We start from the raw sequence: 11,972 nt of genomic DNA, 5'->3' as shown, positions 1-11,972 counted from the left end.
CCAAACACGCATCAAGAACAGTATTGCAGAAAAGGGGGTAACCATAGATGTAGGAGCGAGGCTTGCCCGCGAAGACGGCGGGACAATCAACATCAATGTCGCCTGACACACCGCTTTCGCGGGCAAGCCTCGCTCCTACAGGTACAGGTTCTTCATCGTCCAAGCTGTTAAACTCCCGCGCCCCAATTCCCTCCTGCAAGGCGCCCAGCATGTCTTCCTTGAATCAGGCGCTGTGCGCCGCCCTTGATCGTCGCCAGGATTTGCTTGCCGAACTGCATCAGCAAGGCACCGATTGCTATCGCCTGTTCCACGGCAGCCAGGAAGGCGCCGGCGGCCTGACCATCGACCGCTACGGCCCGCAACTGTTGGTGCAGAGTTTTCATCAGGCGCTGGAGCGTGACGCTCTGCTGCAACTGCACGAGATCGTCAATCAGCAGTTGGGCCTCGACACCCTGCTGGTCTACAACGACCGTTCTCGTGGTAACTCGCGCATCGACCGCGAAGACACCGTCTACCGCGCCGACGAAGCCGCCCTGCAAGATTTGATCGGCCACGAATGGGGACTGAACTACCGGGTTCGCGGGCGCCACGCTGGCCAGGACCCGTTGCTGTTTCTCGATCTGCGAAACGCTCGCGGCTGGGTCAAGGCGCACAGCAAAAACAAAAGTGTGCTGAACCTGTTTGCCTACACCTGTGGCGTCGGCCTCAGCGCCGCGGCGGGTGGTGCGAGCGAGGTGTGTAACCTGGACTTTGCCGAAGGCAATCTGGCGGTCGGTCGTGAGAACGGCTTGCTCAACCCGCAATTGCCGACGATGGAGTTCATCCAGTCCGATTATTTCCCGGCGATTCGTCAATTGGCCGGTCTGCCGATCAGCCAGCGTCGCGGGCAGAAACTGCCGAGCTATCAACGTCTGGACCCGCGTCAGTACGATTTGGTACTGCTTGATCCTCCGGCCTGGGCCAAGAGTGCTTTCGGCACGGTCGACCTGTTGCGCGACTACCAGAGCCTGCTCAAACCGGCGCTGCTGACCACCGCCGACGATGGCGTACTGATCTGCTGCAACAACCTGGCGAAGGTCAGCATGGACGATTGGCGCGAGCAGGTTTTGCGCTGCGCAGAGAAGGCCGGGCGCCCGGTGCGTGAGTGGACAGCGCTGACACCGGGCAGCGATTTCCCATCGATGGATCAGCAGCCGCCACTGAAAACGCTGATTCTGCAGCTCTGAAAATTCGCACCGATAATCAGATAAATCCTATAAAGCCTGGTTGCTTCGGAACCGCAAACGCATGCCATACTCCAAGGCACTCCGATTCCGACAGATGAAGCCGCACATGCCCAAAGGATTGATTCGCGCTATCGGCGCCTTGTTGACTGCCTTGGCTCTTTATAGCCTGCTGGGGTTTCTGATTTTACCGGGCATCGCGTTGCGGATTGCCAATCAACAATTGGCCAACTACGCCACGACACCCGCGACGATTCAGCGAATCGAACTCAACCCGTTCAGCCTTGAAGTCACCCTTTGGGGCTTGGTCATCGGCGAGCCGGGCAAGGAGCAAGTGGGCTTCGAACGTCTGTACGCCAACCTGCAGATCGACAGTCTTTGGACCAAGGCATTGCACCTGTCCGATATCGAACTGGACAAACCCAAGACCGAAATCCTCTTCAGTAAGGACGGCAAGCTCAACCTGCTCGGGCTGTTCAAAATCCCCGCCAGCGAACCGACCCCCGTCGATCCGGACGCCAAACCATTCCCGCTGCGCGTGGAGCGAATCAAACTGGCCGGTGGCTCCTTGCATTTCGAGGATACACGGCCCAGCGAACCCATCGAATTCCTCTACGACAAACTCGACTTCGAACTGAAAAACCTCAGCACCCTGCCCGAAGACAGCGCCGACATGACGTTGGTGGCCGTTGGCCCGGCAGGTGGACAGATCGACTGGACCGGTAATTTCAGCCTGATCCCGATGGCCTCCGAAGGTAAGCTGAAAATCACCGACGGCAAGATGAAATCCTTCTGGCCCTATGTGCGCGATGCTGTGCCACTTGCACTCGAAGATGGCGTCATCAGCCTCAGCACCGACTACAAACTCAACCTGGCCAAGGAAACCGAACTGCTGCTAAGTAACGTTGCCGTCAGTGTCGCGCCTTTCGCCATCAAGACGCCGGACGGTCGACCGCTGGCGAAGCTCGAGCGGCTGGACATCAGCGAAACCACCGTAGACCTGGCCAAACAGCAAGTGGTGGTCGGCAAGATTCGCAGCAAAAAACTGGAAACCTGGGCCGCCCTCGAAGCCGACGGGCAACTCGACTGGCAAAAACTGTTCGCCAGTCAGCCATCCAAAGCGGCCAACAAAGCCAATGCCGAACCAGCCAGCGCGCCGGCAGTAGCCGATTCGCCGAAGCCTGAACCGACCGCGCCGAGCAAGCCTTGGCAGGTGCTGCTCAAAGACGTGCAGCTACGTGACTATCAGGTACATCTGGCCGACCGCAAGGCACAACCGGCGGTGGCGCTGGAGTTGGGCCCCCTGAACCTGGACCTGCAAAATTTCGACAGTCTCAATGGCTCACCTTTCAACCTCAAGCTCGACTCCGGCGTGGGCAAGCAAGGCAAGATCACCGCGGACGGCGTGGTCAATCTGGCCCCGATCAGCGCCAAACTGAACGTGCAGACGAAGGACATCGACCTGCGCGTCGCCCAGTCCTACATCAACCCGTTCATTCGTCTCGAACTGCGCAGCGGCATGCTGGGCAGTGATCTGGCGGTCGACCTGAAAAGCACCGAACCGCTGGCGTTCAGCGTCACAGGCAAAGCCCAGGTCGATCAACTGCATACCCTCGACACTCTGAAAACCCGCGACTTCCTCAAGTGGCAACAGTTGGTGCTCGAAGGCCTGAACTATCAGCATGGCGACAGCCTGTCGATCGACAAGGTCAACTTGTTCCAGCCTTATGCACGCTTCATGATCAACGATGATCGCACCACCAACGTCGATGACCTGTTGATCCCGCAACCGGCCGACTCCGGCGCCACAACTACCGCTGCGACCAAACCGGCAGCCGGAAAAGAAAAACCGCTGGGCATCCACATTGGCGGCATTGCCATCAATGACGGTTCGGCAAACTTCGCCGACTTCAGCCTGACCCCGAACTTCGCCACAGCCATTCAACAGCTCAACGGGAAGATTGGCACCATCGACAGCCGACAGGCAAAACCGGCCAGCGTCGACATCAAGGGCAAGGTCGACCGCTATGCACCGGTGACCATCAAGGGTTCGGTCAATCCGTTCGACCCGATGGCCAGCCTGGACATCGCCACCAGTTTCAAACGGGTGGAATTGACCACTTTGACGCCCTACTCCGGCAAGTTCGCCGGTTACCGTATCCGCAAGGGCCGGCTCAATCTCGACCTGCATTACAAGATCACCAACGGCCAGCTCCTGGCCGAAAACAAAGTGGTGGTCGAGCAGTTGCAACTGGGTGAAAAGGTCGACAGCCCGGACGCGGTGAGCCTGCCACTGAAACTGGCGATTGCCTTGCTCAAGGATGTCGACGGCAAGATTTCCATCGAACTGCCGGTGAGCGGCGACCTGAACAACCCTCAGTTCAGTGTCATGCCTATTATCTGGCAGACCCTGCGCAACCTGATCGTGAAAGCCGCCGCAGCGCCATTCAAAATGATTGGCGGGCTGGTCAGCGGCGGTGGTTCGGAAGACTTGGGCAGCGTGGCATTTGCACCGGGTTCCAGTGACTTGAGCAAAGACGCCGAAGCGGCGCTGGTCAAACTGTCCCAAGCGCTCAAGGAGCGTCCGGCCCTGCGCCTGGAAATCGAAGGCACCGCGGCCAAGAGCAGCGATGGCCCGCTGATTGCCGAGCAACGCCTGGAGCGGGAGTACCAGTACAACTACTACAAAATGCTCCAGCGTCGCGGTGACAAAGTACCGGCCCAAGCCTCGTTGCTGGACGTACCGGACAACGAGAAAGGCCCGCTGCTTGAAGGGATCTACCGCACACGCCTCAAGACCCAGCCGCCCGCCGAATGGAAGGATCTGGGCAAGGAAGAACGCAGCAAAAAAATGCGGGAAGGCGTGATCGCGTTCTGGAGTTCCAGCGAGGTGCTGTTGCGTCAACTGGGGCAAGAACGGGCCAGCAGCATCAAGGATTATCTGGTGGACAAGGGGCAATTGGCCGATGACCGCGTGTACTTCATCGACGCCAGCCTCGGCGAGGCAGAAAGCGATGGCCGCGTTATCACGCCCATGCATCTGGATGCCGAATGATGGGCGCACATTGGCTTCTGAGCCTGGCTCTGTTGCTGGCTGCCGGCCAGGCAACGGCGGCTGATACCTTGCGTTGCGGCAGTCAATTGATCAGCGTCGGGGACAGGTCCAGCGAAGTGCTGCAAAAATGCGGAGAGCCCGTTGCCCGCGACTTGCTGGGCTACAAGCGCAGCGCCAATCGACGGGAAGAATTTCAGGTCGAGGAATGGACCTACGGGCCCAACAGCGGGATGTACCAGTACCTGCGCTTTGAAGGCAACCGGTTGGTTCAGATCACCAGCAAGCGTGGTAATTGAATCCACCATAAACCAATGTGGGAGCGAGCAAGCCCGCTCCCACAGTTGTTTTGCGTAGTCCGCAATAGAACAAGCCCCGACACGAATGCCGGGGCCTGTAATGGCCACGTCCTTGTGGCCTTCGCATGAACGCTCAAGTAGCGGCAGACGTATGACTCGGCCCGTCTACCGCACCTTCTCCCGGTCCAGGCGAGAAGCCTTGTCTTACTCGGATTTCAGGCCGTCAGCGGACACCGCTTTGACGCCTTTGATTTTCTTGGCGATAGCCACGGCGGTTGTTTTCTGAGCATCTGTCAGAACGGTCATGGAAGACAGGGAAACAACGCCTTTGTTGGTTTCGACTTTGATGTCGGTGCCTGGGATGCCTTTTTCGGTGAGCAGGTCTGCTTTGACTTTGGTTGTGATCCAGGTATCGGAAACATCCTCTTTCGCTTCAGTGACTTCACCGGCGGCCAGCATCATGGGTGCCTGAGTCGCTTGGGTGGTCTGTGCAAATGCAGCGTTGGCCATGGTCAGGGTCAGCGCGGTAGCAGTAGCGGCAGCGATAGCGAACTTCTTCATACGAGTAACTCCTGTATTTCTGGAAAGTCTGCTGCGTGTCTTGTCAGCAGGGTTACAGGAGAGAGTGCGAACGCTGTGCCAACTGTTCGATAAAAAATAAATTCTTATAAATCAACTAGTTAACAACAAAGGTAATTTTCGGAATCATGCAAATTGCATGACTGCGAAATTATCTACATGCAACTTGCGGGTTTTAACGCAGGCCTAAGGCCATGAATTGTCGGGGGATTTTCTTGATTATTGAATTGGCCCACAAATGACGAGCAAAAAAATGCCCCGCGTCGTGAAACGCGGGGCATTGGCAGGATGACGATGGATCAGCTAGCAGCGGCAACACCCGTGCAGCCTTTAGGAGCATATTCCTGTTCAGCCGTGGTGGCGCACGTCCAACCACCAGCGAGTGTGCGTGTTAGCGTAATGGTTTTGCTGAGTACCGGTCCTGGAGCATTGAGGATCGTGCAACCGATAGTACCTGCGCCGTCAGCGGCGGTACCCGATGCTGTAATTGTGCAATTACCTGTGGTCGCCGTACCGCCGATCAGAGCGAGGGTCGGATTAGTACCTTGGTTGATAATGTCTTCGAAAGGCACTTTCAGTGCCGATATTTCTGCAAGAGCAGCAGTTACCTTCGCCCGCGCCTGGTACTTCGAATATTGCGGCAACGCAAACGTCGCCAGAATCCCGATGATCGCCACCACGATCAGCAGCTCGATCAGAGTAAAACCTTTTTGATTTTTCATAGACAGGCTCCATGCATGAGTCGAAATCTCATGATCTGAACAAGGCACAGCACAGGTCATGCCAAGTCGCGCGCGCCCCTGCCTGCTGGGCGCGAGATCGCGGCAAAGACCTTTCCTACTCCAAGGATCAGCACTATCTGACACTTTTTGTCACCTCACCCCGGCTGGTTTGGTTCCACTGCTTGACTAGGCTATAAGTCATTCACTGTCTGCGTCCGGTATCCCAATGAATGACATCGCCCTTAGCGGTCTGGCCAAGCAATTGGTACTGGCCGAACTGATCACTGACCAAAGTGCGCAACAGGCGTATCAACAAGCCCAACGCAATCGAATTTCGCTGGTCAGCTATCTGGTGCAAAACAAACTGCTGAAAAGCTGGCAGGTCGCCGAGGTGGCCTCGGAGCATTTCGGCATGGCCCTGCTGGACCTCAACTGCCTGGACAAGGACACTCAACCCCGAGGGCTGGTCAGTGAGAAGCTGATCCGCCAGCACCACGCCCTGCCCCTCTGGCGGCGTGGTAACAAGCTGTTCGTGGGGATTTCCGATCCGACCAGTCACCAGGCCATCAACGACATCCAGTTCAGCACCGGGCTGAGCACCGAAGCCATTCTGGTGGAGGAAGACAAGCTCAGCGACGCCATCGAAAAATTCTTCGACAACCACTCCACCGGCCTGGAAGACATGGCCGATGTCGACCTCGACGGGGTGGACATCGAGTCGGTCGATGAGCAGAAACAGGACGCCCTCGGAGGGCAAGATGCCGATGATGCCCCCGTGGTGCGCTTCGTCCACAAGATGTTGCTCGACGCGATCAAGAGCGGTTCTTCCGACCTGCATTTCGAGCCCTATGAAAAAATCTACCGCGTGCGCATGCGCACCGATGGCATGCTGCGGGAGGTCGCCAGGCCGCCGACGCAACTGGCCAACCGCATTGCCTCGCGGCTGAAGGTCATGGCCAGTCTCGACATCTCCGAGCGGCGCAAACCTCAGGACGGGCGAATCAAGATGCGCCTGTCCAAAAGCAAGTCCATCGACTTCCGGGTCAACACACTGCCGACCTTGTGGGGCGAGAAAGTGGTAATACGGATCCTCGACCCGTCCAGTGCCCAAATGGGCATCGATGCCCTCGGCTACGAGCCCGACCAGAAAGACCTGTACATGGCCGCGCTCAAGCAGCCACAGGGAATGATCCTGGTGACCGGCCCCACCGGCTCGGGCAAGACCGTGTCGCTCTATACCGGGCTGAACATCCTCAACACCGTCGACATCAATATTTCCACTGCCGAAGACCCGGTAGAAATCAACATCGAAGGCATCAACCAGGTCAACGTCAATCCCAGGCAGGGACTGGATTTCGCCCAGGCGCTGCGCTCGTTTCTGCGTCAGGACCCGGACGTGATCATGGTCGGTGAAATCCGCGACCTCGAAACCGCTGAAATCGCCATCAAGGCCGCCCAGACCGGGCACATGGTGCTTTCCACCCTGCACACCAACAGCGCCGCGCAAACCCTGACCCGCCTGCACAACATGGGAATTCAGGGGTTCAACATCGCGACCTCGGTCAGCCTGATCATCGCCCAGCGCCTGGCGCGCAAATTGTGCAGTCATTGCAAAAAACCCATCGAAATTCCCCGCGAGGCATTGCTCAAGGAAGGCTTTCCCGAGGAACGCATCGGCTCATTCACGATCTATGAACCCGTCGGTTGCGATCAGTGCAACAGCGGTTACAAGGGTCGGGTAGGGATTTATGAAGTGGTAAAGAACACCCCAGAACTGCAACGGCTGATCATGGCCGAAGGCAATTCACTGGAAATCGACATCCAGATGCGTAAGGACGGCTTCAACGACCTGCGTACTTCGGGCCTGCTCAAGGCCATGCAAGGCATCACCAGCCTTGAAGAAATCAACCGGGTCACCAAGGACTGAACATGGCGGTCAAAGCAGCGAAAATCAGCGTATATGCCTGGGAAGGCACAGACAAAAAAGGCACAAAAATGACCGGCGAATTGACCGGCCAGAATCCCGCGCTGATCAAGGCCCAGTTACGCAAGCAAGGCATCAACCCGGGCAAGGTGCGGAAAAAAACCGCGTCTATTTTCAGTGCCGGCAAACGCATCAAGGCCCTGGACATCGCCCTGTTTACCCGGCAAATGGCGACCATGATGAAAGCCGGCGTACCGTTGCTGCAATCGTTCGACATTATCGGCGAGGGCTTCGATAACCCGAACATGCGCAAACTGGTGGACGAGGTAAAACAGGAAGTCGCGGCCGGTAACAGCTTCGCCGCGGCCCTGCGCAAAAAGCCCCAGTATTTCGATGAGCTGTACTGCAACCTGGTGGATGCCGGCGAGCAGGCCGGTGCTCTGGATACCCTGCTGGAACGGGTGGCGACCTACAAGGAAAAGAGCGAAAGCCTCAAGGCCAAGATCAAGAAAGCCATGACCTACCCCCTAGCGGTGGTGTTCGTCGCGATCATTGTGACCGGGATTCTGCTGGTCAAGGTTGTGCCGCAGTTCGAGTCGGTGTTCTCGGGGTTCGGCGCCGAGCTGCCGGCCTTCACCGTGATGGTCATCGGCTTGTCGGAATTCATGCAGGCCTGGTGGTGGATGATGCTCGGCATGTTGGGTGCGCTGATTTTCGGCGTCCGCCATGCCTTTAAAAAGTCCCCGGGCTTTCGGGACCGGATGGACACCTGGCTGCTGAAACTGCCGTTGGTTGGCGCGCTGATGTACAAGTCCGCCGTGGCCCGTTACGCCCGCACCTTGTCGACGACGTTCGCCGCCGGGGTGCCACTGGTCGAAGCCCTGGATTCAGTGGCAGGCGCAACCGGCAACATCGTGTTCAAGCGAGCGGTATTACGCATAAGGCAGGATGTTTCCACCGGCATGCAGCTGAATTTTGCGATGCGCACCTCCGGTATATTTCCGAACATGGCGATCCAGATGACGGCCATTGGCGAAGAGTCTGGCGCACTGGATGACATGCTCGACAAGGTCGCGAGCTTCTATGAGGACGAGGTGGATAACATGGTCGATAACCTGACCAGTCTGATGGAGCCTTTCATCATGGTAGTACTGGGGGTTATCGTCGGCGGCCTGGTGGTTGCAATGTACCTGCCCATCTTCCAACTTGGCTCAGCGATCTGATATGTCCTTGAACGAATTTCTGAGTCACAACTCGCTGGCCTTCGTGATCACCGCATGGGTGATCGGTTTGCTGATCGGCAGTTTCCTCAACGTGGTGGTCTGGCGCCTGCCGAAAATGCTTGAGCGTGAATGGCGCTTGCAAGCCCATGACGTCCTGGATTTGCCACCCGAAGCCCCCGGCCCGGCTTACAACCTGATATTGCCTCACTCCGAGTGCCCCGACTGTGGCCATCGGATTCGAGCGTGGGAAAACATTCCCGTGCTCAGTTATCTGTTTTTACGCGGGCGATGCTCGAACTGCGCGACGCCGATCAGCAAACGTTACCCGCTGACCGAACTGGCCTGCGGCGTGCTGTCAGCGTTCGTCGCCTGGCATTTCGGTTTCGGCTGGCAGGCCTGCATGGTGCTGGTCCTGAGCTGGGGCCTGTTGGCGATGAGCCTGATCGACGCCGAGCACCAGTTGTTGCCGGACGTGCTGGTGCTGCCGTTGATATGGCTGGGATTGATCGTCAACAGTTTCGGACTCTTCGTGTCACTGCATGACGCGCTCTGGGGCGCGGTGGCCGGCTACATGGCGCTGTGGACGGTGTTCTGGCTATTCAAGCTGATCACCGGCAAGGACGGCATCGGCTACGGTGACTTCAAGCTCTTGGCGATGCTCGGCGCCTGGGGCGGCTGGCAGATCCTGCCGCTGACCATCCTGCTGTCATCGCTGCTGGGCGCCATCATCGGGGTGATTTTGCTGCGCCTGCGGGACGCAAAAACCTCGACGCCGCTGCCCTTTGGCCCCTATCTGGCCATTGCCGGCTGGATTGCCTTGCTCTGGGGTGGTCAAATAACCGGCTTCTATTGGCAGTTTGTCGGTTTGAAATGAATACCCCTGTGGAAAAACCCTGGATTCTCGGCCTGACCGGCGGCATCGGCAGCGGCAAAAGCGCGGCCGCCCAGCACTTCATTGATCTGGGCGTGCACGTGGTGGACGCCGATCATGCGGCTCGCTGGGTGGTAGAACCCGGTCGCCCGGCACTGGCGAAGATCGCCGAGCACTTTGGCCCCGGCGTGCTGCAAGCCGACGGCCAACTGGATCGCGCGGCGCTGCGCAAGCTGATCTTCGAAGTGCCGGATGAACGCCGCTGGCTCGAAGCACTGCTGCATCCGCTGATCGCCGAAGAAATCGTCCACCATCTGGCCAAGGCACAATCGTCTTACGCGATTCTGGTTTCGCCGCTGCTGATCGAGTCCGGGCAGTACGCCATGACCCAACGGGTCCTGGTGATCGATGCCCCGGAACAGTTACAGATCGAGCGCACCCTGCAGCGTGACCAGACCAGCGAACAGCAGGTCCAGGCGATCCTCAAGGCACAGTCCAGCCGACAGGACCGCGTGAACCATGCCGACGATGTGGTGGTCAACGACCGCGACCTCGCCTGGCTGCACAGCGAGGTCGAACGCCTGCATCACTTTTACCTTACTTTGCGTGGAGGCCAGTCATGAGCCAAACCCCAACCGTCGATTGCCCAACCTGCGGTGCCCCTGTCGAATGGAGCCCCGAGAGCAAGTTCCGGCCATTCTGTTCGGACCGTTGCAAACTGATCGACCTGGGCGCCTGGGCGTCGGAAGAACACAAGATCCCGGTACCTCCCGATGCCGAGGACGAGATGTTCAGCGGCGACTTCGACCCGCGCCACTGATCCCGCCCCTCAGGGCCGCATAAAGCCATAGTCCTGGCCCTCGTCGAGGTTCTCGGCGAGAAACCGCAACTCATCGGCCAGGTCTTCTATATTGCGTACCGCCTTGCTCTGCTGCACTACCGCACTGAGCAAGGCGCGCAGGCTCAATCCCGGATCGAAGCCCACCTCTTGCGCCACATCCAGACTCTGACGCAACTCCTGCCGGGCCCACTCATACACACTCATGCCATTGCTCCTGAAGGTTTTCCAGAGCATGGATTCGGCAACGTTTTTTGGATTTGATGTGGATCAAGATTTGGGATCGTCGTCTTTCCAGGGCGCCGAAAGGTAGCGGGTGCGATTGAACGTCTCCAGCCATTCGGGGCAGAACACCACCAATGCACTGACCACCATGCCGTTGATAAACGCTTCCGGGAAAATCAGTAGCCACAGGTAGCCGACAAAATCTGTCAGCCAGTACGGCATGGCGAAACGTTCGTCATACCACAGCAGCGTGAGCGCCAGAGTCAGGCACAACAGGGCCGACAACGCAGCGGCAAAAAAACCGGAACAGAAGATATACACAAAGGGATTACGCGGCTGCGCGCGCTCCACCAGGATGGCGCAGCACTCGGTGACCAGCACCGGCAGCAGAATCAGCAGCGCGCCGTTGACCCCCATGGCCGCCATGTCCTGCCGTCCGAGCAGCACCAATCCCGTTTGCGCCACCAGTCCGCCGACAATCGCCAACGGCCAATCCAGCAGTAACGTCACCGCCGTCATGCCGATGAAGTGATAGGACACGCCGGTGTCGAAGTCCCGTCGCACCAGCCAGAGCATGAACAGCGCGAACACCGTGCCGAACAATAGATGCTGGCGGCGGCTATCGCTGAACAGTTCGACCCAGGGTGATCGCGCAATGGCCCAGATCAGCACCGGTACGTAGATCAACCACCCCACCGTCAGGGTTTCGGAGGACAGTAACTCGGCACCAATCATGGCTGGGCACACTCCCTTGTCTTGCCGAAAGAGAACAGGGCCTTAGTCTACACCGCCCTTCGTATGCCCTTCGACTTCAGGTCGGCACACACAATTGTGGTGAGAGAATTGGGGTACATATCCGTTTTTGCGGTAACGGCTACCTATGGTTCCGCCCTTACGTCGGGTCACTTTCGAAGAGCGCGAAAGTAACCAAAGCGCTTTTGCCCCTTTCGTTCGGTGCCTCGCCCAGGCTCGGCATGCCCTCGCTCCGGTCCTGCTCCGTGGGCCCGCCGCGATCG

Annotated in this window: 12 protein-coding genes; 8 read left to right on the top strand and 4 right to left on the bottom strand. The window is 58.2% G+C overall.

Features of this window, described 5'->3' with window-relative positions; all coding sequences use genetic code 11:
- The first annotated feature begins 209 nt into the window (after positions 1-209).
- From AC1RQB_RS27765 to AC1RQB_RS27755, 3 genes are all read left to right on the top strand, one after another.
- Complete coding sequence (locus AC1RQB_RS27765; protein ID WP_063342503.1) at positions 210-1,226, top strand: class I SAM-dependent rRNA methyltransferase; 1,017 nt, start codon at positions 210-212, stop codon at positions 1,224-1,226.
- A gap of 61 nt (positions 1,227-1,287) precedes the next feature.
- Positions 1,288-4,278 carry a DUF748 domain-containing protein gene (locus AC1RQB_RS27760; protein ID WP_063342502.1) on the top strand — a complete coding sequence of 997 codons (2,991 nt, stop codon included), beginning with the start codon at positions 1,288-1,290 and terminating at the stop codon, positions 4,276-4,278.
- The gene (locus AC1RQB_RS27755; RefSeq protein WP_063342501.1) at positions 4,278-4,574 is read left to right on the top strand and encodes a DUF2845 domain-containing protein; all 297 of its coding nucleotides are present in this window, start codon (positions 4,278-4,280) and stop codon (positions 4,572-4,574) included. Before AC1RQB_RS27760 ends, AC1RQB_RS27755 begins: the two co-directional genes overlap by 1 nt.
- Positions 4,575-4,778: 204 nt before the next feature.
- Here the strand turns inward: AC1RQB_RS27755 and AC1RQB_RS27750 are convergent, their stop codons facing one another.
- Both AC1RQB_RS27750 and AC1RQB_RS27745 read right to left on the bottom strand, forming a co-directional pair.
- Positions 4,779-5,135, bottom strand: coding sequence for a BON domain-containing protein (locus AC1RQB_RS27750; protein ID WP_008068488.1), 357 nt, complete (start codon positions 5,133-5,135; stop codon positions 4,779-4,781).
- Positions 5,136-5,452: 317 nt separating this feature from the next.
- Positions 5,453-5,875 carry a pilin gene (locus tag AC1RQB_RS27745; RefSeq protein WP_063342500.1) on the bottom strand — a complete coding sequence of 141 codons (423 nt, stop codon included), beginning with the start codon at positions 5,873-5,875 and terminating at the stop codon, positions 5,453-5,455.
- A gap of 226 nt (positions 5,876-6,101) precedes the next feature.
- On the opposite strand from AC1RQB_RS27745, the gene pilB reads away from it, so the two are divergent.
- Genes pilB through yacG form a run of 5 tightly spaced genes read left to right on the top strand, consistent with a single transcriptional unit; the run spans position 6,102 to position 10,713 of the window.
- A complete protein-coding gene (gene pilB / locus AC1RQB_RS27740) occupies positions 6,102-7,802 on the top strand; it encodes a type IV-A pilus assembly ATPase PilB (protein WP_063342499.1) in 1,701 nt (566 codons plus the stop codon).
- A gap of 2 nt (positions 7,803-7,804) precedes the next feature.
- On the top strand, positions 7,805-9,022 hold the full coding sequence (locus AC1RQB_RS27735; RefSeq protein WP_063342498.1) for a type II secretion system F family protein: 1,218 nt from the start codon (positions 7,805-7,807) through the stop codon (positions 9,020-9,022).
- A gap of 1 nt (position 9,023) precedes the next feature.
- The gene (locus AC1RQB_RS27730; RefSeq protein ID WP_008068471.1) at positions 9,024-9,896 is read left to right on the top strand and encodes a prepilin peptidase; all 873 of its coding nucleotides are present in this window, start codon (positions 9,024-9,026) and stop codon (positions 9,894-9,896) included.
- Entirely contained in the window at positions 9,893-10,516 is a 624-nt protein-coding gene (gene coaE, locus AC1RQB_RS27725) for a dephospho-CoA kinase (RefSeq protein WP_008015123.1), read from the top strand. The genes AC1RQB_RS27730 and coaE overlap by 4 nt, the downstream gene beginning before the upstream one ends.
- Positions 10,513-10,713: a DNA gyrase inhibitor YacG gene (gene yacG / locus AC1RQB_RS27720; RefSeq protein WP_008015124.1), complete on the top strand. Its 201-nt coding sequence runs from the start codon at positions 10,513-10,515 to the stop codon at positions 10,711-10,713. The genes coaE and yacG overlap by 4 nt, the downstream gene beginning before the upstream one ends.
- 9 nt (positions 10,714-10,722) lie before the next feature.
- Here yacG and AC1RQB_RS27715 read toward each other — a convergent pair whose 3' ends face one another.
- Positions 10,723-10,938 carry a hypothetical protein gene (locus tag AC1RQB_RS27715; protein ID WP_007938959.1) on the bottom strand — a complete coding sequence of 72 codons (216 nt, stop codon included), beginning with the start codon at positions 10,936-10,938 and terminating at the stop codon, positions 10,723-10,725.
- 63 nt (positions 10,939-11,001) lie between these two features.
- A complete protein-coding gene (locus tag AC1RQB_RS27710) occupies positions 11,002-11,691 on the bottom strand; it encodes an energy-coupling factor ABC transporter permease (protein WP_063342497.1) in 690 nt (229 codons plus the stop codon).
- Positions 11,692-11,972: the final 281 nt, after the last annotated feature.

The organism is Pseudomonas sp. GW822-FHT02E03 (assembly GCF_058802325.1).
The sequence above is the reverse complement of the archived record's forward strand: the minus strand, read 5'-3'. Positions and strand labels throughout refer to the sequence as shown.